Below are 23,595 nucleotides of genomic sequence, written 5' to 3'. Positions count from 1 at the left end.
TTGGTCCCTGCAAACAAGACATTGCCTCTCCGGGTTTTCAGTATTGCCGGGCACCGACAGCTTCCCCCCGACGGTGCCCGGCCCCCCCCTTTCTTCGGCTGATTTTGCGGCACAAACCTGCCTCCTGACGGCAGCTGCCCCCCGAATCCTGCGCTGCCCTGCCCGTTGCCCCGCAGCAGGATTGCGCCGATGCCCTGCCAGCAGTTGCACAGCGCTGCCCGCGGCCGCCGCGCGCGCAGGAATCCGCGTATCCGCCCCCATGCGACGGGCAGAGCTTTGCCGCAATTCCGCTGCTGCACCTTCCGGCCCTTTCGGCGCCTTAAATTTCCGTTAACCGAAGGGAGCACCGCCGCACAGTCGGCACACTCACGGAGCAGTTACAGATGTCACAGGCAAGCCAACTCGAGCGCCAGATGCTCGACCTGATCAACGCCGAGCGCACGTCGCGCGGGCTCAACCCGGTCCAGCTGGAGCTGCGCCTGAACGATTCGGCCGAAGACCACAGCGAATGGATGCTGCAGCAGGATGTCTTCTCCCACACCGGCTCTGGCGGCTCCAGTGCTGGCGACCGGATGAAAGATGCCGGCTTTCAATTTTCCGGCAGCTGGACATGGGCCGAGAACATCGCCTGGCAAAGCGAACGCGGCGCCGCCGGGCTGGCCGATGATGTCGTCAACCTGCACGAATCGCTGATGAACAGCCCCGGCCACCGCGCCAACATCCTCAACGCAAATGTCGAGGTGATCGGCATCGGCATAGAGCAAGGCAATTTCAACGGCTGGGATGCTGTGATGGTCACCCAGAACTTCGCCCGCACCAGCGCGGACCTGCAGCTGGATTCCGGGTCCGGCGGCGGTAATGGCGGAGGCTCCGGCGGCAATACCGGCACTGGCGCCACCTCCGGAAACGATGCCCTGACCCTCGGCAGCGCCGGCAGCCTGGATGGTCTCGGCGGCAATGACACGCTGACCGGCAGCAGCGGCCAGGACCGCCTCGACGGCAGCGAAGGCCGGGATAAGCTGAACGGCAAGGCCGGCGGCGACGAGTTGAACGGCGGCTCCGGCAACGACACGCTGCGCGGCAACAACGGCGCGGATGAGCTGAACGGCGGCAGCGGCAAGGACAAACTGTTCGGCGGCCGCGGCAAAGACACCCTGGACGGCGGCAGCGGCAACGACAAGCTGGCCGGCAAGGGCGGCGGCGACCTCTTCATCTTCAGCGGCGGCGATGACACCGTGAGTGATTTCAACCCGGATGCCAGCGGCGAGCGCATTGATCTGGGCGCGGCGACAGGCATCACCGGCTTCAGCGACCTGATGACCAATCACACCAGCCAGACCAATGCCGGCCTGCTGATCAGCGACAGCGATGGCGACAGCCTGCTGCTCAGCGGCATCACAGAGCAGGAGCTTCAGGCCAGCGACTTCCTGTTCTGATCCTCGCCGGGCAACCGAGGAAAGGGCGCGCCTTGGCGCGCCCTTTTGCAATTTCAACGCCGGGAGCCAGGCCCCCTGCAGGCCTCAATAGATCTTGGGCACATACAATTCATCCGGCAGCACCTGGCGCTCGTAGTCGGGATTGTACTTGCGGTCCGGCAGATCCACCTTTTCGTGCGGCACCTCCTCATAGGGGATCTTGGTCAGCAAGTGCTCGATGCAATTCAGCCGTTCACGTTTTTTGTCATTGCCTTCAACGATGTACCAGGGTGCCTCAGGGATGTTGGTGCGCTTGAACATCTCTTCCTTGGCCTTGGTATACTGTTCCCAGCGGATCCGGCTTTCCAGATCCATCGGCGACAGTTTCCACTGCTTCATCGGATCATGGATGCGCATCATGAACCGCAGCTGCTGTTCCTCGTCAGTGATCGAGAACCAGTATTTCAGCAGGATAATGCCCGACCGCACCAGCATCCGTTCAAATTCGGGAACGTCCTGAAAGAACTGATCAACCTGGTCGTCACTTGCAAAGCCCATCACCCGCTCGACGCCGGCCCGGTTGTACCAGGAGCGGTCGAACAGAACGATCTCGCCCCCCGCCGGCAGATGCGGCACATAGCGCTGAAAATACCATTGGCTTTGCTCGCGGCGGTTCGGCGCCGGCAGCGCCACTACCCGCGCCACCCGCGGGTCCAGCCGCTGGGTGATCCGTTTTATCACCCCGCCCTTGCCCGCCGCATCGCGGCCTTCAAACAGGATGCAAACCTTGGCACCCGAATTCTGCACCCAGTCCTGCACCTTGATCAGCTCTGCCTGCAATCGCAAAAGGTTGCGAAAATAGATCTGCCGGTCGAGCATTTCCGGGTGCTGTTCGCGGTAAATCTTGCGGATCTCCTGGCTCAGCATCGGTTCCGAGAATTCAATCTCGATATCCTCGTCCAGCGTGTCCTGCAGCTCCGCTTCCAGCCAGTCCAGGGATGCGGTTTCAAATTCGCGGGTCACGGGCAGGGTTCCTTCCTTGTCAGGTCGTGCAAACGCCGCCTTATACGGGCGGCATGCGACTGTTTGATGTCACTCAGCCGGGGCGGCCGCAGACAGCAGTCACCGCAGCACCGGCGGCAATCATGCGGCCCCGGCTGCGCCTTCCCCCAAGGCAACCGGAATTTCCACCGGGGTTCAAGCGCAAAAGCCCCGGACCCGGCCATCAGCATCAAAGCTGCATCATACCGGCAGCGCCGTGGTCTTGAACACCGTGCGCAGCGCAAAACTCGATTGCATCTGCGCCACCCCCGGCAGCCGCGCCAGATGCTGGCGGTGGATGCGGGCGAAGTCCTCGGTGTTTTCCGCCACAACCTTAAGGATATAGTCCGCCGTGCCCGCCATCAGGTGGCATTCCAGCACATCCGGTATCCGCGACACCGCTTTTTCAAACGCGTCAAGAACCTCATCCGCTTGGCCGGACAGGGTGATCTCGACAAACACCGTGGTCGGCACGTTCATCTTGCGCGCGTCCAGCAGCGCGACATAATCACGGATATACCCGTCAGCCTCCAGCCGCTGCACCCGCCGGTGGCAGGCCGAGGCTGACAAGTTCACCCGCTCTGACAGGTCGGCGTTGGAGATGCGGCCCTGCTTTTGCAGCACCGAGAGAATGCGACGATCTGTTTCGTCCAGGGCCATTTCACGAAGATCCTTGCTGTGTTCTACCATTATACGCGAAGAATCTTCGAAAGGGATGTTTTTCTTCCGCCCAAAAAAGAAGCACATTTTGCAGACGCTGCGGCAAAATGCCCGTAGAGAGTTTTGAGGAGATACTCACATGAAAATCGGCTGCCCCACCGAGATTAAACCCCAGGAATTCCGTGTTGGCATGACCCCGGATGCTGCCCGCGAAGCGGTGTTCCACGGCCACGGCGTTGTGATCCAGAAAGGCGCCGGCCTGGGCGCCGGCTTCACCGACGAGGACTATGTGTCCGCCGGTGCGGTGATCCTCGACACCGCCGAGGAAATCTTTGCCACCGCCGACATGATCGTCAAGGTGAAGGAACCCCAGGCGGTTGAGCGCAAGATGCTGCGCGAAGGCCAGCTGCTGTTCACCTACCTGCACCTGGCCCCCGATCCGGAGCAGACCCGCGACTTGCTGGAATCCGGTTGCACCGCGATTGCCTATGAAACCGTGACCGACGACCGCGGCGGCCTGCCGCTGCTGGCGCCGATGTCCGAAGTGGCCGGCCGTCTGGCCCCGCAAGTGGGCGCCTACACCCTGCAAAAGGCCAACGGCGGCCGCGGTGTGCTGATGGGCGGCGTGCCTGGCGTGGCCCCGGCCAAGGTTTTGGTGATCGGCGGCGGCGTCGTCGGAACCCACGCGGCCAAGATCGCAGCCGGCATGGGCGCGGATGTCACCATCCTGGACCGTTCGCTGACCCGCCTGAAGTACCTGGACGACGTATTCGGCCGCACTTTCAAGAACCAGTACTCCACCGCCGGCGCCACCGCCGAACTGGTGCGCGACGCCGACATGGTGATCGGTGCGGTGCTGATCCCCGGTGCTGCGGCGCCGAAACTGGTGTCCCGTGCCCAGCTTGGCGAAATGAAGCCGGGTGCGGTGCTGGTGGACGTCGCCATCGACCAGGGCGGCTGCTTTGAGACCTCCAAGGCGACCACCCACGCCGACCCGATCTATGAGGTCGACGGCATCATGCACTACTGCGTGGCCAACATGCCGGGCGCCGTGGCGCGCACCTCGACCCAGGCACTGGGCAACGCGACTCTGCCCTTCATGCTGAACCTGGCCAACAAGGGCTGGCGCAAGGCCTGCGAGGACGACCCGCACCTGCTTAACGGCCTGAACGTGCACGCAGGCCAGCTGACCTATTACGCAGTTGGCGAAGCCCTCGGCCTCGACGTTCTGTCGCCGAAGCTGGCGCTGAAGCAGTAAGCAAAGCGTTTCCAGATCACTGATTTGAGGAAAGCCCCGCCGGATTGGCGGGGCTTTCCCATTACCAGGGCGGCATCCCGTATCTTGCGGCGCTCAGGTAATGACTGTGCGTAAACCCCGGACATGCGGAACGGTCGCGGCTTGAACCCTCCGCAACCAGTGGCGTAAGCCTTTCTCAAATCCGTCTTCAGCCAAAAACTGGCGAAACTTTTCAAAGGTTAAATCCATGCCGACTATGACCGTGACAGGTTCCCTGACGACCCAGATGACCGGGCTTATTCAAACCTTCAACGGGGCACGGCTGACCAATAAATACGACACCGGAACATTCTTGCTGATTTCCAACTACCCCGAAACCGTGAGCCTAAACGGCTATGATCTGCGGGCTCCTGGCTCAGGCAGCTATTTTATCACCGGCGACATCACCAAATTCCACTATGCTGAGATTTCCTTGACCCCGTCATTCCACACCATCGAAAAGCTGGTGCTGGACGACGTCGATGTCAGCGCTGAAGGCCTATTTGACCTGACCAGCCGCACGGCCACTACCGCAACGGGGAAGTTCGACCTTGAAACGTTCCAATCCTTCGTGAACGGAGAAGACTGGACCATCAAAGGCTCGCGCGAAGACGATGACATCAGGCCCGGCGCCTTTTTCACGATGTCTCGAAGCGAGACCATCAGAGCCGGGCACGGCGCAGATACTGTCGCAGGTGGAACCGGTGCCGATTCCATTTCCGGCGGAAGCGGTAAGGATGTTCTAAAGGGACAGAATGGCAGAGATACCCTTGATGGCGGCGGCGGCAATGACAACCTTCTGGGCGGTAACGGAAGCGACAAACTGCTGGGCGGCGGTGGAAGCGACAAACTACTGGGCGGCGGTGGAAATGATAAGCTGCTGGGCGGCAACGGCAAGGATGTCTTGCGCGGCAACAAGGGCAAAGACACGCTCGATGGCGGCGGCGGCGCCGACCTGTTTATCTTCAAGAGGGGCGACGGCCACGATACGATCCGCAACTTTGACGTAAACGAAGACCTGATCAGGATTTACCGCGGTGCGTCCAAATTCTCCGATCTGGAGATCAGCGACACCGGCAAAGACGTCGATATCAGGTTTGCAGATGTTTCTATCACCCTTCGCAACTTTGACGCGGACGATGTGACTGCTGATTTGTTTGTTTTCTGAAACCAGGGCAAGGCGGGGGCGCTGAACCCCAGCTCCTCCTCTGTGCCGGCTGACTGTTCTCGGGCGCGCGTCCGCACCATCCTGCGGCACGCGGCCTGCCTCCCCCAAAGGTTGAGCCTTTGCCGCCCGATCTTTCCCCGCTGCACCCTATTGCCTCAGCACGCCTCATCCACGACATTCGGGCACAGTTAGGGAAACCGGTTGGGACAGCGTACATGGAACAGATGATTGAACAGGCGGGGGCCTATTGGCCCCTGATGGTAAATGGCGCCAAAGCGCTCGTGGTGCTGATCCTCGGCTGGATCGCTGCCGGCTGGATCAGCGGCGCGGTGCGCCGCCGCATCAACAAGACCCCGCAGATCGACCCGACATTGGGAAATTTCGCCGCCAGCGTCGTGCGCTGGGTGCTGCTGCTTGTGGTGCTGGTCGCCGTCCTAGGCATCTTCGGCATCGAGGCCACCAGCCTGGTCGCGATGCTTGGCGCCGCCACGCTGGCAATAGGACTGGCACTGCAGGGCACGCTCAGCGATCTCGCAGCCGGTTTCATGCTGATCCTGTTCCGCCCCTACAAGATCGGCCAGTATGTCGATATCGGCGGCACCGCCGGCACGGTGAAGGATCTGAATCTGTTCATCACAGAACTGGCAACACCGGACAATGTGCAAATCATCGTCCCGAACGGCCAGGCCTGGGGCGCGGTCATCACCAATTTCTCGCATCACGACACCCGCCGCGTCGACATGGTGTTCGGCATCGACTACGGCGACAGCGCTGATGCTGCCAGGGCGATCATCCTCGAACAGGCCGCCGCCGACGCGCGGGTGATGCAAGATCCTGAACCTTGGGTGCGGGTGACCAATCTGGGGGACAGTTCCGTCGATCTGACGGCCCGTGTCTGGTGTGAAGCGGCGGATTACTGGGAAGTAAAATTTGCTCTGACACAGGGTGTGAAAGAGGCTTTCGACGCCAAGGGCATTTCTATTCCTTATCCGCATTCTGTGGAAATCAAGAAGGAGGGATGAGGCCCGCCCGTCTTCGGCCCCGGCGGGCCTCATCCCGTTGGGCCTGGCACCCCGCCTATGGCGGGGCGTTTGTGCGCTGCAGCCCGGGTGGGTGGCCGGGGGCCTAGCCTGTCCGCGCCGCCTGCGCGGCCCGTGCCGCGGCCAGCTGGGCCCGCGCGGCGCGGGCGCGGTCTTGCAATCTGTCTTCCGGCTCGGCGGGCGGCCAGCCGCACAGAACAGTATACCCATCCGCATCGGCAAAGGCCCATTGCGCGGCCAGCAGCTGATAGCTCTTGACCTCCCAGCCGGAGGCATCGCGATCAAAACGCAGCCGCCAGGTGCCGCGCACCTGGACCGGCAGCCGCAGCCGCCGGATGCTGTTCATCGCTTCGTGGCCATGCATCGCCGTACGCACCCCCTGCACCCGCAGCTTCTTCATTTGCGTCACCAGCCCTGCCGCTTCACGCATCCGGCGCCCGGCAAAGATCACCTCGATCTCCGCATCCGGCTGAACAATCCCCTTCACCACCAGATCCCCGCGGTTGTTCCGGCTGAACACCGGCACCAGCTCCAACGGGACATCGCGCACCTCGCGCTTGAACAGGCCCGCATCCTCAATCAGCGGAGTAATTTGCAAAATAGGTTTGCGGCGGTTCGTCATGTAGTCTTCCCAAGCCCCGCGCCCGTTGGAGCGCGGTACTTTACGTAAAGTCGTCGTGCGTTAAGAGACCAATTAGGCCACTCGGCGTTAATGAACCGTTGAGGGGCGCTGTAAATCGCAAAATCGGCGTAAAAAATCCCGGCAAGGTTACACCGGATTCTGCAATGGGAACTGACACCGGCGGCACACGGCCTGCACCGCGCATCGCGCGGTGCCGTGCCCAACGCTGCAATGCGCTTCCTCTGGAAGCGCTTTCAGGGGCGGGAGCCTTACGCTGCCGTGCCAGGTTGCCCGGTCTTGCGCGCCATCACCAGCGACGTGCCGCCGCGGTACTGGACCTTCTGGCGAAACTCATACCCGGTCTTCGCGGCCAGTTTTTGTGACGCCGTGTTCTCCGGGTCCAGCAGGCAAACCGTTTCCGGCCAAAGACCTGCGGTGTCCGCCCAGGCATGGGTCCGCAGCACCGCCTCTGCCGCGATCCCCTGCCCCTGAGCTTCCGGCGCCAGCACCCAGCTTGCCTCAACCGCATCCCCCAACAGCGGGTCGCACTGGCGCGGTGTGACGAAAAACCCCGTCTCGCCCAGATACTGGCCGCTGCCGCGCTCTGTGATCACCCAGACCCCAAACCCCATCGCCTGCCAGTGGCCGTGATGGAACATCAGTTTGGCCCAGGCGCCTTCCGGCGTCTCAACGGTTGGCTGAATAAAGCGCACAGTCTCAGGGTTTGCCCACAGGGCGGCCACATCGGCAAAATCCTGCACCCGGTGCGGGCGCAGGATCAGCCGGTCCGTCTCCAGAACCGGAGGCGTCATGCAGGCAGTTTGCCCGTCAGCACATAAGCGAGGATTTCAACGACCTGGCGCGGTTCTTCAGCCACCGCCAGCGCTGCTGCGTGGACCTCTTTCAATGCGTGCTGATGCTCCGGCGGGCTAAGGACAATGACCGACTTGCCAAGCGCAGCGGCATAGCCCGCATCAAAGGCCGCGTTCCACTGTTTGTATTTTTCGCCAAAGCGCACAATCACCACATCGGCATCGGCAATCCCCTTGCGGGTGCGGATCGCGTTGACCATCGCACCCTTGTGGTCATGCCAGTATTTATTGTCCTCGGCACCCAGCACCGCCACACCGCAATCATCGCTGGCACCGTGATCGGTCACCGGCGCGCTGAAACTGACCTCCAGCCCTTTTGCGCCTGCGATGATCTGCTCCCGCCAATCGGTGTGAATCTCGCCTGAGAGATAAACCTTCAATGCCACGTTCTGTCCTTTCCTGCGCCAGCCTGCGGGGCCGCGGCCAATGCAGCCATGACCTCCGCGTCGCTGGTTTGCGTAAAATCCCTGTAGTGCACGCCGACAGCCCGGAATTCCTCCGGACTCAGCAAGCAGATCACAGTATCCACCAGCGGACGCAATTCGTCCACCGCTTCCGGCGGCGCCACAGGGACGGCAAGGATAACGCTGGCCGGTCCGCGTTCCATAAGCCAGATATGCGCCGCCATGAAAGTTGCGCCGGTGGCAATGCCGTCATCCACCACGATCGCCGTGCGCCCGGCCAGCTCCACCGGCGCCCGCCCGCGCAAATACCGGGCGCGGCGGGCGGCATTCTCCTCCCGCGCCTGCGCAACCTGGGCTGCAAAATCCTCGGGCCTCAGGCCCGCAATCTGCAGCAATGCGTTATTAAAAATGGGATTGCTGCCCTCCGCCATCGCGCCGGCCGCCAGCTCCGGATTGGACGGCATGCCGATTTTGCGCACCAAAAGCAGGTCCATCGGCGCCTGCAAGGCCTGCGCAATGGGCAGTGCAACAGGCGCCCCGCCCCGCGGCAGCGCCAGCACCACAGGGTCCTTCACCGGCAGTTCAGCCAAATGGCCGGCCAGCTGAAGCCCGGCGGATATCCGGTCCTCGAACATATAGGCCTCCGCCTTGTAACCTAGGGCTGGCAGGCGAAAGGCAAAGGATCAACGCCGCCGCGCCACCAAATAGCGGCCTGGCGTGTCCGCCGGGTAGTTGCCGGTCTCAATGATGTCGAACCCGGCCCGCTGCACCGCCGCCTCCAGGGTGCGGATGTCGATGAAATCCACATAACTGGGCGCATAGCGCGCCAGCCGCATCAGTGGGATGGCAACCTGGAACATCCGGTACTTCCAGCTGCCGCGCATCTCTCCCAGGCAGGGGGTTTTGGAAATGAACAGCCCGCCGGGTGCCAACCGCGCTGCCACACCGTCCAGAACCGCCTCCAGATCCGGCAGCAAATGCAGCAGGTTATGCGCCAGCACCGCATCAAACGGCCCCTCCGGCGCCTCGCCAGCGCTGCTGCATTGAAACTCCACATTGCTGGCGCCAGCGTCCCACGCCCGCTCGCGGCCCACCTCCAGCATTGCTTCCGACAGATCGGTTGCAGTGATTTTGGAGACGTTGCGTGCCAGCTCAATCGCGGTGGAACCGGTGCCGCAGCCCAGTTCAAGCACGCTGTCCTCCGGTTTCAAATAAGACCGGGTCCGTTCCAGCGCATAGCGGTAAGCATCTTCGTCGCGGATCGCTGATTTGGCGTATTTCGGGGCGACCTTGTTCCAAAATCGGGCGTCGGCTGTCATCGCGGATCTCCTTGGTTGCCGGAACCCTACCCATGCAGGAACCACAGATAAATTGCCGAAATTCGCAAGTTCGTTATACATATTTGCATGTACAGCCCTGACTGGAACCACATTCGCGCCTTTCTCGCCACCGCTGAAACCGGCTCGCTGTCGGCGGCAGCACGTCGGCTCGGCCTCACCCAGCCTACGTTGTCGCGCCAGGTTGCAGCCCTTGAAGGCGAGCTGGGCGTGCTGCTGTTCGAACGCCTGGGCCGCACCCTGGCCCTGACCGAGGCGGGGCACGAGCTGCACTCCCACAGCCGCAAGATGGGAGCGGCAGCCGATGGCTTGTGTCTTGCGGCCACCGGCCAGGCGCAATCCATCGACGGCACGGTGCGGATCACCGCCTCGGATGTGATGTCCGCCCATGTGCTGCCGCCGGTGCTGCACCAGCTGCGCCAGCGCGCGCCCCGGCTCACCATCGATGTGGTGGCCGCCAATGATATCCGCGACCTGATGCGGCGCGAGGCTGATATCGCCATCCGCCACGTCCGCCCCGAACAGCCCGAGCTGATCGCCCGTCTGGTGCAAGAAGCCACCGCCCACTTCTATGCCGCCGCCAGCTATCTGGAACGGCGCGGCCGCCCTGCATCAGCGGCAGCGCTGGCGGATCATGATTTCGTGGGCTTTGCCGATGTGGAGCGCTCGATTGCGTTCATGGCGCCGCTGGGTATTCCCCTGACACCTGACAATTTCCGTATAAAGTCCACCAGCGGGCTGGCCACGTGGGAACTGGTGAAACAAGGGTTTGGCATCTGTCCGATGATGGACAGCGTCGCAGCCGCCGCGCCGGAGGTGGAGCGCCTGCTGCCTGGCATGGAACCGATTGTTTTCCCGGTCTGGCTCACCACCCACCGCGAGCTGCACACCAGCCGCCGGATCCGGCTGGTGTTCGACCTGCTGGCGGAGTTCTTCTCCGCGAGGTGACGATAGCAAAGGGCAGCGCCCCAACGGGTGCGCTGCCCAAAAGTATTACAGAAAACTTTTACCAAGACTTTTCTTCAAAAGTCTTGGTCCCGCCTTAGCCCCGCAGGGTGCCGCCGGTGGCCTTAGTCACTTTGGCGATGATTTTGCCGCTCACCGCTTCAATGTCCTTTTCCTGCAGCGTCTTGTCGCTGGGCTGCAGCCGCACGGTGATCGCCAGCGACTTCTTGCCCTCCCCCAAGGAACCGCCGATGAATTCGTCAAAAACGCGCACATCTGCGATCAGCGCCTTGTCAGCCCCGGCTGCCGCATTGACCAGGGTCAGCGCCTCGACCTCTGCATCAACAACAAAGGCAAAGTCCCGCTCCACCGCTTGCAGGTCGCTGATATCCAGCGCCGGGCGGCTGGCACCGGATTTACGCGGCATCGGAATCTCATCTGGCCAGATGGTAAAGGCAACAGCCGCGCCTTTGATCCCCATCTCTTTCAGCACCTTGGGATGCAGTTCGCCAAACACGCCAAGCGTCTTCTTCGGACCCAGGCAGATACGGCCGTGACGGCCCGGATGCCACCAGGACTGCGCCCCGCGCAGGATCTGCACCTTGGCCGGCGCGCCGATGGCGGCCAGAACCGCCTCGATGTCCGCCTTGGCATCGTAAAGATCGACAGCGCGCGAGGCGCCATGCACGTCCTTCGGACCGGTGCGGCCGACCAGCAGGCCGGAAATCAGGTTGTGCTGCTCGCCCGGCTCACCGCCGTGGAAGGCGGGACCCGCCTCAAACAAGGCCAAATCCATATAGCCGCGCGCCTGATTACGTGCCGCCGCCTGCAGCAGGCCCGGCAGCAGCGCCGGGCGCATATGCGACATCTCGGTTGAGATCGGGTTCGCCAGCATGGTGGCATCGCCGCCGCCGCCGAACAGTGCCGCCGAGGGTTTGTCGATGAAGGTGTAGCTGACCACCTCGTTATAGCCGAGGCTGGCGCAGGTGCGGCGCGCCATTTGCTGGCGGCGCTGCTGCGGTGTCATTACCGGCTTTGGGATACCGTCGGTCAGCCGCGGCAGCGGTTTGCCCTGCAGCTTGGTCAGCGAGGCAATCCGCGCCACCTCTTCCACCAGATCGGCTTCGCCCTGCACATCCGGGCGCCAGCTGGGCACATGCGCCATGTTGCCCTCCAGGCGGAAGCCCAGGCGGGTCAGGGTCTGGCGCTGATCGCTTTCCGGGATTTCCATCCCTACCAGCGACTGCACCCGGCCGGAATCCAGTTTATAGGCGCGCGCGTGATCCGGCACGTCGCCAGCGATCACCACCTCGGACGGCTCACCGCCGCAGATATCCAGGATCATCTGCGTCGCGCGGTGCAGGCCCTCGATCGTGTACTCCGGGTCCACGCCGCGCTCAAAGCGGTAGCGCGCGTCGGAATTGATCTTGAGCGCCCGGCCCGCCATCGCGATCTGCACATGGTCCCAGAACGCGCTTTCCAGGAACACATCCACGGTGTCCTCAGTGCAGCCGGTTTCTTCGCCGCCCATGATGCCGCCGATGCTTTCGGGGCCATTGGCGTCCGAGATCACCATCTGGCCCGCGCCGAAGGTGTATTCCTTTTCATCCAGCGCCTTCAGCGTCTCACCGCCTGCCGCGTGGTGGACGCGCAAGTCACCAGACACTTTGGCTGCATCAAACACATGCAGCGGGCGGTTCTGGTCGAAGGTAAAGAAGTTGGTCACATCCACCAGCGCCGAAATCGGGCGCAGGCCAATCGCCGTCAGACGGTCTTGCAGCCATTGCGGGGAGGGGCCGTTTTTCACACCCTTGATCAGGCGGCCGGCAAACAACGGGCAGCCGTCCAGCGCGTCTTCGTCGATGGTGACTTTGATCGGGCTTGCAAAATCGCCCGGCACCGCCTCAAACGCGCGGGTTTTAAGGGTGCCAAGGCCGCGTGCCGCCAGGTCGCGGGCAATGCCGTAGACACCCAGCGCATCGGGGCGGTTCGGGGTAATCGCAATCTCGATCACCGGATCGACCTTGGCCGGATCGTTCTCTGCCAGCCAGTCCACGAACTTGTCGCCGACTTTGCCCGAGGGCAGTTCGATGATGCCGTCATGCTCTTCCGACAGCTCCAGTTCGCGCTCGGACGCCATCATGCCATAGCTTTCCACACCGCGGATCTTGCCGACGCCGATGGTGATATCCAGCCCCGGAATATACATGCCCGGCTTGCAGACCACCACGGTGATGCCGGTCCGGGCATTCGGCGCGCCGCAGATGATCTGCAGCTCGCCCTCGTCGGTGTCGACCTTGCAGACCCGCAGCTTGTCGGCGTCGGGGTGCTTTTCGGCATGTGTCACATAGCCAAGTTTAAAGTCCTTCAGCGCGTCGGCTGGATTAACGACCCCTTCAACCTCAAGACCCAGATCGGTCAGAGTCTCGGTGATCTCGTCCACCGAGGCATCGGTGTCGAGGTGGTCTTTCAGCCAGGAAAGCGTGAATTTCATCGGTCGGGGACCCCTTGGCAGACATGCAGTTTGCCAGAGGCAATGACAAAGAATGCGCCAAGGTTCAAGGGCGCGAGCGTCCTTGCAGTCACGGATAGCTGGGAGTGCGCCCCAAAAGCTCGTCCAATTGCCGCCCGATCCAGCCATGCGGGATGAAATGGCCGCCCGGATGGGTATCCAGCACCACCTGCCCGCTCGCACAGTTCCGCCATTCGGTGCGGCTGAGTTTCAGGAAATCCACCACCTGCCAGTCGCCCGCCGGCTGCCCGGCGCCGCAATCCAGCCTGGCGCGCCACAGCCCCATGGGCACCGCCTGCCCGCCGGGACCGTCGTCGGGAAAGGGCATCACAGTATCGCTCACCCCGTGCACATGGCGCACCTCGCGCGGGGCCTCGGGGCAGGTCTCCCCCGGCGGAAACGCCCCGGCAATCCCCAGCAAAGCGGCCACATGATTGCCGCTCTCGCATACATACCGCCAGGCCATTGCCGAACCATAGGAATAACCCGAGACATAGATACGACCCGCATCAACAGGATAGCGCTTGGCCACGTCCCGCAGCACTTCGTTGGTGAAACCGACATCCCCGGTCTCCGGCGACCAGAAGTCCCAGGTCTTGCGCCGCCCGTTCGGCGTCACCAGCAGCACACCGCGCCGTTTGGTTGAGGCGCCGATCCGGCCGCTGCGCTGCGCATTGACCCCGGTCCGCGCCCAGCCGTGGAAATGCAGCAGCACCGGCAGCGGCGTGACCCCGTCCCAGCCCTCCGGTTCCATCACATGATAGGAACGGTCCCCGAGCTGGCAAGCCGTCTCGCCATGGCAGTCAGAGGGTTTTGACGGCCCCATGGCGGCAGCGGCGGAGGCCCATAGGAGGACGGCGGAAAGGGAAAGCGCTGCTCGGATCATCTGCCCGAGACTAGCCAAGGCAGTGAAAGTGTCACGTCACATGTTTGTGGGCCGCAAGCCGCGTCATCGTCTGACCGCGGGGAGGCGATCCAACGGGGATCTTTGGCAGTTTATGCCGGCAACGTCCGTAGAACCTCCAGCTGGTGCGCTTGGCTCCCCAAATCGCCTGCCCGTGCGGGCGGCCTCTCGTGCATTGCACCGCAATGCGCTGCCGACAGGCGATTGCACGCAATCGCCGAGAGGCAAGCGATGGCGCGGCGGCCTCTCGGCCTTGATTCCGCGCTGGCAGAACTTCCTTATGAATTCTTTCCCAGTTCCCTTTTCATAGCAACAACCATTTGGTCGCTAGCAAAGAAAACGTTTTCATCCAAGCTTCGCATAACTCCATCGGAAGATTCTATTTGATTAACCTTCATTGAAAGAAGTTTTTCTATAGCATCAAGAACCCCAGAACTGGTTTCACAAGAACTGGCAGAACCAACCAACTCAACTTCCTTCTGCAGAGCCCAAAGCCTTCTCACCTCCGGGTGCAACTCCCACGCACCAGAACCGATATCATGCTTCACAGCTGCAGCTTTACCAATCTGAGAAATAAAGCGGCGGTATAGCTCTCTTTTTTCGCGCTTAAGCTCCAACTCAAAGGACAATTTTGTCTGTCTGCGCCAAATCCAAAGGGATATGCCACCGCCTAATATCAATGCCCAAACCGGATTACTTGCAAAGTTTCGAAGGATTTCGAGAAAAATTGTCAAATCCTGACATACGTTTTCACTAACAGTCATCACTTCAACAGAAGCCATTCGCTCAACACCCTCAAATCAAACTGTTTTGCAGTATCGAATGGAGCATAGCGCTCGCTGCGCCAAGCGCAATTGCACCCTTATCGTGTATCACCTAGGGCAGCGCCCGGCCCGGCGGGGTGGGAAGCGAAGCGCCCGCCCCGTGGGGGGCGGGACGGGCGCTGCCCGGCCTGTCGGCCGGGCGGTAGGTCTGAAACTTTGATGGGTTACCGCGACAAACCGCCATGCAGCGCCGGCATATCCAGGCTCTGGAAGCCATAGTGGCGCAGCCAGCGCAGGTCGCTGTCGAAGAAGGCGCGCAGGTCGGGGATGCCGTATTTCAGCATCGCCAGACGGTCGATGCCAATGCCAAAGGCGAAGCCCTGGTAGATCTCCGGATCGATACCGCCGGCCGCGATCACCTTGGGGTGCACCATGCCGGAGCCGAGGATCTCCATCCAGTCTTCACCCTCGCCGATCTTCAGCTGGCCGTTATCCCAAGAGCAGCGGATATCGACTTCGGCGGACGGTTCGGTGAAGGGGAAGTGCGAGGCGCGGAAGCGCAGCTCGACGTCGTCCACCTCAAAGAAGGATTTGACAAACTCCTCCAGCACCCACTTCAAGTTCGCCATCGAGATGTCCTTGTCCAGCGCCAGGCCTTCGACCTGGTGGAACATCGGCGTGTGGGTCTGGTCGTAATCGGCGCGGTAAACACCGCCCGGGCAGATGATGCGCAGCGGCGCGCCCATCTTCTCCATCGAGCGGATCTGCACCGGCGACGTGTGGGTGCGCAGCACATGCGGCGGGCGGTCGTCGCCTTCCGCACGGTGCATATAGAACGTGTCCATCTCTGCTCGCGCCGGATGGTGGCCGGGGATGTTCAGCGCATCGAAGTTGTACCAGTCGGTGTCGATCCGCGGCCCTTCGGCAACGGAAAATCCGAGTTCGGCAAAGATCGCGGTGATCTCTTCCTGCACTTGGCTGATCGGATGCAGGCTGCCCACGCGGCGGGCGCGGGTCGGCAGGGTCACGTCCAGCCATTCGGTGCGCAGACGCTCATCCAGGGCGGCATCTTCCAGGCCCGCCTTCTTGGCCGCCAGGGCCGAGTTGATCTCATCCTTCAGCGCGTTCAGCGCCGGGCCTGCGACCTGGCGCTCTTCCGGGGTCATCTTGCCCAGCTCGCGCATCTTCAGCGCCACTTCGCCCTTTTTGCCCACGGCGGCAAGGCGGATCGCTTCCAGCGCGGATTCATCCGCGGCATCGGCAATCTGACCCAGATATTTGGCTTTAAGATCGTCCATCACGGCCTCTCGAATTCTGCTTGTGCCCTGCTACCACAAGGGCCGGCGAAAGCAAGAGGGCCAGGGCGTAAGCCCGGCGGGTGTGTCGCCGCGCTGCTGTGGCACGGCGGCACCTTTGAGACACGAAATTTGAGTTTCTAACGGATTGTGCGGCGTTTTACGCCAGATCATCCAGTTCAAGCCAACCCAAATCCATAAAACCAGACGGTGTGATGAGGTCCGTGACCGCATCAGCAAAGGCCCGGGAACTGGCCGCGCGGTTCACCGATTTTGCCCAGCAGCTTCAGCGGTGCCGCTTCCTTCTCAGACAACTCAACTTCAGTACGCTCACCGTGCGGCTCATAGACGTCGCCAGAGCGGCGAATGCGGGACAGGACGGAATAAGTGGTCAGCTTGTCCATCACGCCGCCCCCGTGGCGTTCTGGATCAGGAAGCCCGCGCGGCTGGCAACGATCTTCTCAGCCATCGTCTCGGTAGACCGCACGGGAACGCCGCCGCCCGCGCCGCTGCGGACTATGGTTATGCAGTCACCGTGGCCGAAGATGTTCACAAGGCCTATATGTCTGCGCTTGGTTTTGCCTATGCCACGGTGCTCAGCACCAGCGCCATTACTGCAGGCTGAAGCTGCCGGCCCGGGCCCCGCGGCGGCCCCGGGCTGCGCCCTCCTGAATTTGCGGCTGCTTTATGGTATAGTTTCCCTGCATCTTTTCAGCAGCAGAACCGGAGGAGACAATCATGGCGCATGTGGATTGGTACATCGAGGGCCGCAGCTTCGGGAACTGCAACTGCAACTATGGCTGTCCCTGCCAGTTCGAGGATCTTCCCACCCATGGCAATTGCACCGGGTTTGAGGTGATCCATATCGACCAAGGCCACTTCGGCGAAATAGACCTCGCCGGCACCCGCGCCGCCGTTCTTTACGCTTGGCCAGGCCCGATCTTCGAGGGCAAGGGCGCATTGCAGCTGATTGTCGACGACCGTGCCAGCGACGCCCAGCGCGAGGCGCTTTCCACCGTGATGCTTGGCGGCGAAACGGATGAGGAAGCCACCCATTGGTGGGTGTTCCGCGCCATGTGCGACACCGTGCATGACACGCTGGTTCAGCGGATCGACTACGAGGCCGACATCGAAAACCGCACCGCAAAAGTGGACGTCAAGGGCCTGCTGCACGCCACCGGCCGCCCGATCCAGGCCCCGCACGGCGGTGGTGAGCACCGGGTCCGCATCGACATCCCCGGCGGGATTGAGTTCACCCTGGCCGAAGTGGGCAGCGGCTCCAGCAAATCCACTGCCGCCATCCCGCTGGATCTGGAGGATACATACGGCCAATGGGCCATCATCCGCCACGGCCCGCACGGGGTTGCAGCCTGAGGCAGATCACGTCAAAAGCGCACAAAACCGCTTGCACAGGACGCGGCTGCCCTGCCAAGCTTACTCTGTTCTCTCAACAAGCACAGGCAAGCCATGAAAATCTACTCCGGCAGCTGCCATTGCGGCGCTGTCCGTTTCTCCTTCCGGGCGCCGGAAATCACCTGCGCCATGCAATGCGACTGCTCCATCTGCATCCGCAAGACCGCCTATCTGACCCCCGTCAAGGTGGCGCAAGGTGACATGGAAATCACCGCGGCTGGCGATGCGTTAAAGACCTATAGGTTCGGCACAATGGCCGCACAGCACCATTTCTGCGGCACCTGCGGCATCCACACCTTTGTCGAGCCGCGACTGTCGCCCGGCACCTTCCGCGTCAACTTAGGATGTATCGACGGATTGAACACGCTGCACCTGCCGTCGGAGATTTTCGATGGCAAGAGCCTCTGAAACTCAGCCCTGCCCGTCGCCGTCCTGCCGTTTCTTCCAGCGCTTCCGGTTGAACGGGTACAGGAACTGCCGCCAGTAACCGTTCGGCACCGTGTCCCCCGCCACGCCGTATTTTGATGGCCAGGCTTCCTCGGGTAAGTAATGGGTGCCGAACAGCCAGTCATAGAGTGGAAAATGCGAGGCATAGTTGATGTCGATCGCCGCCCGCTCACTGCCATGATGCCAGTGGTGATAGCGCGGCGTAACCAGGAACCGCTCCAGAAACCCCAGCTTCCAGCCGATATTGGCGTGAATGAAGCTGGAATAGAAATAGATGATCAGCAGATAGGCTTGGATCGCTTCCGGTTTGAAACCCAGCGTGAACATCGGCACCGCCGTCAGCCCGCGCAGCACCGCGATTTCGATGAAATGCATCCGCGCGCCCGCCAGCCAATCCATTTTCTTGGCCGAATGGTGGATGGCGTGGAAATGCCACAGCGCCGGAAACGTATGAAAGGCGCGGTGCACCCAGTACTGCACGAAATCCGTTGCCGCCATCACGATCAGCACCTGCACCGCAAACGGCAGATTGGTGATATGGGCGCGGATGCCCTCCAGATCGGCGTTTGCATTGACATAGTTCGCCGGCGCCAGCGTCAGGAAAGTCAGCACCTGCACCAGCATTGAGCTGACCAGATAATAGAACATGTCCTCGCGCCATTCGGTGCGGAAAACCGTCTGCTCGCGCCGCGCTGCAAAGAACCGTTCCAGCGGCACAAACAAAAAGCCGACCAGCAGAACGTTGACAATGAAGTAGTCCAGCCCGAAATACAGGCTCTGCGGAGTGCCGCCTGCGTGCTGCGGCTGCGCCGTCGCCATCAAAGAAGCCACAACAGACAAGCCCAGGGCAGCCCAGCCCAGCGCCTTCTGGCGGCTCAGGATCAGGCTCAGCAGCGACAGCGCATAGCCCGCCAGCAGCACAAAGCGCAGAAAGGCGGTGACATAGCCGCTGGAATGGATAAAGCCGAGCTGCGGATACGAGAACGTCTCGGGATACCAGCGCAGCAGCACCAGCAGCAGCCCGGTGAGCGCCGCCAGCAGCGCCATTGTTCCCGACAGCCAGCCGCTGCCCAAAGGCCGCGCCTCGCGCGGGGTTTCCAACTGCGCAATCACATCGCGGATGAACTTCATGGCTGCCTCACTCACCTCAATTCCGGCGCAACCTGCCACAATGCCGCCCGCAGTGCGATTAGGGAATTCAATAGGGAAAACCGCTGCCTGTTTACACCAGCCGGCGCATCATCGCCTGCAGCGCGTAGCGGCTGGCATAGCCAAGATCGCGGGCGACCCGTTCCATCTCCTCACCCCGCGCCTGCGCCCGCAATGCGATCTGGCAACGCAGCCGCTCCCGCCACTGCCCGAAGCTGCGGCCGGTCTGCCGTTGAAATGCCCGGGTGAACGAGCGGCGGCTCATCCCTGCCAGCACCGCCCAATGGTCAATTGTCCGGCCACTGCCCGGATCCGCCATCAGCGCATCGCAAACCCGGCGCAACCGCCCGTCAGGCGGGTACGGCAAGGCCAGCGGCGTGTCTGGCGCAGCTTCCAATTCGATCAGGATCAGCTGGCTCAGATGATGCGCCCGGGGCGGCAACGGCCAAGGATTGCCCATCGCGCAAAGCGCCTCGATCAGGCCCGCCAGCAGCGGCGGGATAGTCACCGCACGGCAGGCGGCCATCGCCCCGGCGCCGGTTTCCGCCGGATCAATATACAAGGATTGCAACTGCACCTCTCCCACCATCCGGATCTCATGCAGCATGGCCGCAGGCACGATCAAACCAGAGCCCGCAGGCACCGCCCAGCTGGTGCCATCGGCCTCAGCCATCATCAGCCCGGCCACTGCATAAACCAGCTGGTGGCGCGGATGATCATGCCAGGTGGAGACATAGCCGTCTTTGTAGCCGCGCGCATAAGACGCCACTCCATGCGGCAGCAACTGCACAGCATCAGACGAAGACCACCCTCGCCGGCGGATATCCGCATTTTGGCCCATTTGATCCGAAACTGACCCCATTAGCGCAAAAGGGCAAGATATCCTGCAGCCAAAAGGAGGCCAGAGCATGCAGAAAATCACCGGCATCGAAACACTTGAGCACATCTACGGCACCCCGGTGCCGCGGTCGCTGAGCAAAGTCGCCACCCGTCTGACACCGCTGTACCAGCGCTGGATCGAGGCCTCCTGGTTCCTGGTGCTGTCTACCATCGGCCCTGAGGGCACCGACGCAAGCCCGCGCGGCGATGATGGCCCGGTGGTGCATATCGCGGACGCCTGCACCCTGTGGCTGCCGGACTGGCGCGGCAATAACCGGCTCGACTCGCTGCGCAACATCGTGCGCGACAGCCGTGTCAGCCTGATGTTCATGGTTCCGGGCGAAAACAATGTGGTGCGGGTGAACGGAACCGCATACCTGACCGCCGACGAAACCGCCTGCACCACCTTTGAACGCAAGGGACGGCGCCCGGCCACGGTGGCCGTGATCACCATAAACGAGCTGTATTTTCAATGCGCCAAGGCGATTATGCGTTCGCGCCTGTGGGATCAGGACCGTGAACGCCCGGAACTTCCTACCGCGGGCCAGTTTCTAAAGGAGCAGGAAGCCGGGTTCGAAGCCGAAGCCTATGACGAAGGCTATGCGGAATATGCGAAAGGCCGACTGTGGTAAGGGGCCGCTCCGAAATCAAGGACAAAGCCGCTTTGCAGCAATGGCGTTTGTGGCTGGTGTAATGAACCATCCCGGGATGCTACGCATTTTGCGATCTTCCTAACCGGTCTGACGATTGGGACTTTCTCAGTCAATTGACAGGAGGTTTCCATGGCAGAGGAGAAGATGACCCCGCTGCGTGCGTGGATGATCGAAGACATGCACATCCGGGGGATGGGCGACAAGGCGCAGAATTCACATATCCGGGCGACCAAGGATTTTGCGAAGTTTCTGCAGCGATCACCGGGCACTGCCACGCCCGAGGATTTGCGTGCCTACCAGTTGCACATGACAGATACCTACCGTGTTGTTTCAGTCAACACATCACACCATGCAAGCCTGGGCAAAAAGCGTGTAGACCTCATCCATCGAAACGCTTTTTGCCCAGGCGATTTCATCAGAGCCGCCGTTCATTCGCAGCGCAGCGGATTCATCGAACGAGCCCGAAACCGACCGGTTGCTGAACCATGCCGGCCAAGGCAAGGATGGCAAAGATCGCAAGGTCATGCAGTCACCGGGAATGCTGGATCTGCTGCGCGACTATTGGCGGGAGGCGCGACCGGAGGGTTGGCTGTTTCCCGGTAAGCCGAAGGTCAACCCGATCTCATCGCGGCAACTGAACCGCGCCTTTACCTCGGCCAAACACTCGGCAGGTATTTCCAAACCCGCCACGCTGCATAGTTTGCGGCACAGTTCCGCCACCCGACTGCTGGAGGTGAACACCGATGCGCCAAGTGCGGCCACCATCACATCGCCTATAGCTCTTACAAGAACCGGTACTACCCGAAGTGCCAGGGGCCGGCGGCGCGCGGCTGGTTGGCAGCGCGGGCCGAAGACCTGCTGCCCTTGGCGGTACTTCCATATGGTCTGCGGCCTGCAGTTCCGCGTCTCGGCCGGAACGGTCATGACCCTCGCCGCAGGCCCCAAGCGCCCCGGCGCCCGCGCCGGAATGACCAGCGTGCTCCACACTTGGGGATCAGCGCTGGCGCATCATCCCAGCATCCGCATGATCACCCTCGATAGAGGCCTGTCACCGGACAGCACCCGGCGGCTGGCCTGCGAACCGGGTTTCCTTCTGCATCTGCGTGTCCTGCCCAGACTCTTCAGACGCCTTTTCCTCGAAGGGTTGATGGAGTTGCACCGCACTGGCCAACTGGCCTTCTTCGGCGGCCTCAGCGGGCGGGCAGACGCAAAGGTGTTCACCGCTTGGCTCGCGCGGCTCCGAAAGACCAAATGGGCCGCTCACGCCAAACCGCCCTTCGCGCGCCCTGTCCGTGCTGCGGCGGCCCGATGCGCATCATCGATATCTTCCGGCGCGGTCAAAGACCGATGCCGCGCGCACCACCGAGGGAGCAGCCCGCATCCACCAGACCATTGCGCCTGTGCAAGCCCCGCCTCCAGCCATAGGCGCGCTTTCCCCATAGGCTGATCCCAGGCCCGTGCGGCGTCCACCTTGGGAGGGTTTTCCAACGCAGGCCGAGGTCGCGCCGGGCCCCGCCCTAACACCACGGCCTGCACGGTGTTGTTGCAGACCTCTGGCGAGGCTGGACTGGCCCGTTCCCGATTATTCAACGCTGTGCCGCCGGTATAAGACCCTTGCCATTCAGATCCCGTATCGCCGTGCCGACGGGCCGCTGAACCTGCGCGTCCTCTCAGGCTCGAGTTGCCCAACAACGCCCATCGCAAGAGTGACTTTCGTGTTCTTTCAATGCTTTCGAACTAAATTGGCTTCTGCTTCTTGCTTTTAATCATCAACGTTCGTTCCTTGACTTTGCCGGCAGCAATGACATCAGCTTCTTATTTCAGCACAACTCAATATGTGGGCTCTCATCTTTCCATGAATGCGGTGAGTGCCTCTGTAAATTCTTCGGATTTGATGCCCGCACCGAATTGCACGATCTGGTCGCGAACTCGATCTCTCAGATTTCCGGTCAGAGGTGCCTTCAGAAGGGCTTTTGAATTGATGACAGCGTTGGGTGGCTGTTTGACGAGAGCCATGACAGCTGGTTTCGCTGCCTGTGCGACCTCATCTGCAGGCAGAGCGTTGTTGACCAGGCCGAGAGTGACCGCCTCTTCGGCACCGAACATACCGCCCAGCAATATCAACTCGGCCGCCGTTGCCTGCCCGGTTAACCGTGGAAGCAGATAGGATGCGCCGACTTCAGGTACCAGGCCGAGATTTACAAACGGAAATTGGAACTGCGTGTCATTGGACGCGCAAATCAGATCGCAGTGCAGGAGCATGGTTGTTCCGATGCCGATCGCCAGACCCTCCACCTGCGCGACAATCGGTTTGGGAAACGTGACAAGAGCGTCGATAAACCGGGCCGCCGGCCAATCGTCACCGTCAACCTGTTTGCGAACAGTCGTCTATGTCATTCCCGCTTGTAAACGCGCCACCCGCACCTCTGATCCAAACGGCCCGGATTGAGGCATCCGCCTCAGCTTCATCAAGCGCCTCACCCATCTTGAGATACATGCCACTGCCTATCGCGTTCTTTTTTGCGGCACCGGGAATGTCAGGCGCAGGGCGGCGTCCAAGCGCTCGACAACAACACCTGCGGTATCGGTATTTTCAGCGCCCATGTTGCGGGGTCCTTGATCTTGGAGTGAAGTGGAAATGCTGCCCAACGTTCCAACGAGGCGTGTTGAGGGTCGCTGCGGGCAGATTGCCGTGCGGTAGCGGGCAGGCGTTGGCTTCGTCATGAAACCCGTCTGATTGCATGGTTTCTAAATGTGAATCTTACGGGCGCAAATTTCTGCAACGGCGCCCTGACGCAT

26 protein-coding genes and 2 pseudogenes are annotated in these 23,595 nt (G+C 61.8%); 12 read left to right on the top strand and 16 right to left on the bottom strand.

All coding sequences use genetic code 11. The features are described 5' to 3' along the window. The first annotated feature begins 383 nt into the window (after nucleotides 1-383). Nucleotides 384-1,436 carry a CAP domain-containing protein gene (locus tag K3555_RS02775; protein ID WP_259989862.1) on the top strand — a complete coding sequence of 351 codons (1,053 nt, stop codon included), beginning with the start codon at nucleotides 384-386 and terminating at the stop codon, nucleotides 1,434-1,436. A gap of 84 nt (nucleotides 1,437-1,520) precedes the next feature. Here the strand turns inward: K3555_RS02775 and ppk2 are convergent, their stop codons facing one another. Both ppk2 and K3555_RS02765 read right to left on the bottom strand, forming a co-directional pair. Further along, nucleotides 1,521-2,438: a polyphosphate kinase 2 gene (gene ppk2 / locus K3555_RS02770; RefSeq protein ID WP_259989860.1), complete on the bottom strand. Its 918-nt coding sequence runs from the start codon at nucleotides 2,436-2,438 to the stop codon at nucleotides 1,521-1,523. Between the two features lie 219 nt (nucleotides 2,439-2,657). Beyond that, complete coding sequence (locus K3555_RS02765) at nucleotides 2,658-3,116, bottom strand: Lrp/AsnC family transcriptional regulator (protein ID WP_259989858.1); 459 nt, start codon at nucleotides 3,114-3,116, stop codon at nucleotides 2,658-2,660. A gap of 139 nt (nucleotides 3,117-3,255) precedes the next feature. Here K3555_RS02765 and ald point away from each other — a divergent pair, with 139 nt between their 5' ends. The 3 genes from ald to K3555_RS02750 all read left to right on the top strand — a co-directional run bounded on the left by ald (nucleotide 3,256) and on the right by K3555_RS02750 (nucleotide 6,582). Continuing rightward, nucleotides 3,256-4,374: an alanine dehydrogenase gene (gene ald, locus K3555_RS02760; protein ID WP_260007308.1), complete on the top strand. Its 1,119-nt coding sequence runs from the start codon at nucleotides 3,256-3,258 to the stop codon at nucleotides 4,372-4,374. A gap of 226 nt (nucleotides 4,375-4,600) precedes the next feature. Next, nucleotides 4,601-5,560 carry a calcium-binding protein gene (locus K3555_RS02755; protein WP_260007307.1) on the top strand — a complete coding sequence of 320 codons (960 nt, stop codon included), beginning with the start codon at nucleotides 4,601-4,603 and terminating at the stop codon, nucleotides 5,558-5,560. A 215-nt stretch (nucleotides 5,561-5,775) separates the two neighbouring features. Further along, entirely contained in the window at nucleotides 5,776-6,582 is an 807-nt protein-coding gene (locus K3555_RS02750; RefSeq protein WP_259994807.1) for a mechanosensitive ion channel family protein, read from the top strand. A gap of 103 nt (nucleotides 6,583-6,685) precedes the next feature. Here the strand turns inward: K3555_RS02750 and K3555_RS02745 are convergent, their stop codons facing one another. The 5 genes from K3555_RS02745 to K3555_RS02725 all read right to left on the bottom strand — a co-directional run bounded on the left by K3555_RS02745 (nucleotide 6,686) and on the right by K3555_RS02725 (nucleotide 9,817). Further along, on the bottom strand, nucleotides 6,686-7,222 hold the full coding sequence (locus K3555_RS02745) for a hypothetical protein (protein ID WP_259989850.1): 537 nt from the start codon (nucleotides 7,220-7,222) through the stop codon (nucleotides 6,686-6,688). A 269-nt stretch (nucleotides 7,223-7,491) separates the two neighbouring features. Further along, nucleotides 7,492-8,034 carry a GNAT family N-acetyltransferase gene (locus K3555_RS02740; protein ID WP_260007306.1) on the bottom strand — a complete coding sequence of 181 codons (543 nt, stop codon included), beginning with the start codon at nucleotides 8,032-8,034 and terminating at the stop codon, nucleotides 7,492-7,494. Beyond that, a complete protein-coding gene (locus K3555_RS02735; protein WP_260007305.1) occupies nucleotides 8,031-8,480 on the bottom strand; it encodes a YtoQ family protein in 450 nt (149 codons plus the stop codon). Before K3555_RS02735 ends, K3555_RS02740 begins: the two co-directional genes overlap by 4 nt. Next, on the bottom strand, nucleotides 8,471-9,133 hold the full coding sequence (locus tag K3555_RS02730) for a phosphoribosyltransferase (RefSeq protein ID WP_260007304.1): 663 nt from the start codon (nucleotides 9,131-9,133) through the stop codon (nucleotides 8,471-8,473). The genes K3555_RS02735 and K3555_RS02730 overlap by 10 nt, the downstream gene beginning before the upstream one ends. A gap of 48 nt (nucleotides 9,134-9,181) precedes the next feature. Next, nucleotides 9,182-9,817: a class I SAM-dependent methyltransferase gene (locus tag K3555_RS02725; RefSeq protein WP_260007302.1), complete on the bottom strand. Its 636-nt coding sequence runs from the start codon at nucleotides 9,815-9,817 to the stop codon at nucleotides 9,182-9,184. An 87-nt stretch (nucleotides 9,818-9,904) separates the two neighbouring features. Between K3555_RS02725 and K3555_RS02720 the strand changes: the two genes are divergently transcribed. Beyond that, the gene (locus K3555_RS02720) at nucleotides 9,905-10,783 is read left to right on the top strand and encodes a LysR family transcriptional regulator (protein ID WP_260007301.1); all 879 of its coding nucleotides are present in this window, start codon (nucleotides 9,905-9,907) and stop codon (nucleotides 10,781-10,783) included. 94 nt (nucleotides 10,784-10,877) lie between these two features. On the opposite strand, the gene pheT is transcribed toward K3555_RS02720, so the two are convergent. From pheT to K3555_RS02695, 5 genes are all read right to left on the bottom strand, one after another. Then, entirely contained in the window at nucleotides 10,878-13,274 is a 2,397-nt protein-coding gene (pheT, locus tag K3555_RS02715) for a phenylalanine--tRNA ligase subunit beta (protein ID WP_260007300.1), read from the bottom strand. A gap of 88 nt (nucleotides 13,275-13,362) precedes the next feature. Further along, on the bottom strand, nucleotides 13,363-14,178 hold the full coding sequence (locus K3555_RS02710; protein ID WP_260007299.1) for a PHB depolymerase family esterase: 816 nt from the start codon (nucleotides 14,176-14,178) through the stop codon (nucleotides 13,363-13,365). A gap of 296 nt (nucleotides 14,179-14,474) precedes the next feature. Then, nucleotides 14,475-14,978 carry a hypothetical protein gene (locus K3555_RS02705; protein WP_260007298.1) on the bottom strand — a complete coding sequence of 168 codons (504 nt, stop codon included), beginning with the start codon at nucleotides 14,976-14,978 and terminating at the stop codon, nucleotides 14,475-14,477. A 206-nt stretch (nucleotides 14,979-15,184) separates the two neighbouring features. Beyond that, entirely contained in the window at nucleotides 15,185-16,258 is a 1,074-nt protein-coding gene (pheS, locus tag K3555_RS02700; protein WP_260007297.1) for a phenylalanine--tRNA ligase subunit alpha, read from the bottom strand. A gap of 230 nt (nucleotides 16,259-16,488) precedes the next feature. Beyond that, entirely contained in the window at nucleotides 16,489-16,659 is a 171-nt protein-coding gene (locus tag K3555_RS02695; protein ID WP_260007296.1) for a hypothetical protein, read from the bottom strand. A gap of 334 nt (nucleotides 16,660-16,993) precedes the next feature. On the opposite strand from K3555_RS02695, the gene K3555_RS02690 reads away from it, so the two are divergent. Together K3555_RS02690 and K3555_RS02685 are read left to right on the top strand one after the other, a co-directional pair. Beyond that, nucleotides 16,994-17,629, top strand: a complete 636-nt coding sequence (locus K3555_RS02690) for a DUF1326 domain-containing protein (RefSeq protein ID WP_259989832.1) — start codon at nucleotides 16,994-16,996, stop codon at nucleotides 17,627-17,629. Between the two features lie 93 nt (nucleotides 17,630-17,722). Continuing rightward, nucleotides 17,723-18,076, top strand: coding sequence for a GFA family protein (locus tag K3555_RS02685; protein ID WP_260007295.1), 354 nt, complete (start codon nucleotides 17,723-17,725; stop codon nucleotides 18,074-18,076). 3 nt (nucleotides 18,077-18,079) lie between these two features. Here K3555_RS02685 and K3555_RS02680 read toward each other — a convergent pair whose 3' ends face one another. Both K3555_RS02680 and K3555_RS02675 read right to left on the bottom strand, forming a co-directional pair. Beyond that, a complete protein-coding gene (locus K3555_RS02680; protein WP_259989828.1) occupies nucleotides 18,080-19,246 on the bottom strand; it encodes a sterol desaturase family protein in 1,167 nt (388 codons plus the stop codon). Between the two features lie 91 nt (nucleotides 19,247-19,337). Further along, entirely contained in the window at nucleotides 19,338-20,054 is a 717-nt protein-coding gene (locus K3555_RS02675; RefSeq protein WP_260007294.1) for a helix-turn-helix domain-containing protein, read from the bottom strand. A 118-nt stretch (nucleotides 20,055-20,172) separates the two neighbouring features. On the opposite strand from K3555_RS02675, the gene K3555_RS02670 reads away from it, so the two are divergent. From K3555_RS02670 to K3555_RS02645, 5 genes and pseudogenes are all read left to right on the top strand, one after another. Next, entirely contained in the window at nucleotides 20,173-20,775 is a 603-nt protein-coding gene (locus K3555_RS02670) for a pyridoxamine 5'-phosphate oxidase family protein (RefSeq protein ID WP_260007292.1), read from the top strand. Between the two features lie 150 nt (nucleotides 20,776-20,925). After that, nucleotides 20,926-21,541, top strand: a pseudogene (locus tag K3555_RS24935) (tyrosine-type recombinase/integrase); the annotation flags it as partial. Between the two features lie 23 nt (nucleotides 21,542-21,564). Next, a complete protein-coding gene (locus tag K3555_RS02655; RefSeq protein WP_260008479.1) occupies nucleotides 21,565-21,837 on the top strand; it encodes a transposase zinc-binding domain-containing protein in 273 nt (90 codons plus the stop codon). Then, complete coding sequence (locus tag K3555_RS02650) at nucleotides 21,719-22,243, top strand: transposase (protein ID WP_311200039.1); 525 nt, start codon at nucleotides 21,719-21,721, stop codon at nucleotides 22,241-22,243. The genes K3555_RS02655 and K3555_RS02650 overlap by 119 nt, the downstream gene beginning before the upstream one ends. Nucleotides 22,244-22,349: 106 nt before the next feature. Beyond that, nucleotides 22,350-22,463, top strand: a pseudogene (locus K3555_RS02645) (transposase); the annotation flags it as partial. A 178-nt stretch (nucleotides 22,464-22,641) separates the two neighbouring features. Here the strand turns inward: K3555_RS02645 and K3555_RS02640 are convergent. After that, the gene (locus K3555_RS02640) at nucleotides 22,642-23,091 is read right to left on the bottom strand and encodes an enoyl-CoA hydratase-related protein (RefSeq protein ID WP_260007290.1); all 450 of its coding nucleotides are present in this window, start codon (nucleotides 23,089-23,091) and stop codon (nucleotides 22,642-22,644) included. Between the two features lie 70 nt (nucleotides 23,092-23,161). Further along, complete coding sequence (locus tag K3555_RS24930; protein ID WP_409201688.1) at nucleotides 23,162-23,281, bottom strand: hypothetical protein; 120 nt, start codon at nucleotides 23,279-23,281, stop codon at nucleotides 23,162-23,164. Between the last annotated feature and the right edge of the window lie 314 nt (nucleotides 23,282-23,595).

Source organism: Leisingera sp. M527, from assembly GCF_025141525.1.
Classification (GTDB): Bacteria; Pseudomonadota; Alphaproteobacteria; order Rhodobacterales; family Rhodobacteraceae; genus Leisingera.
Note: the sequence above shows the minus strand (reverse complement) of the source record. Positions and strands in the feature narration are given on the sequence as shown.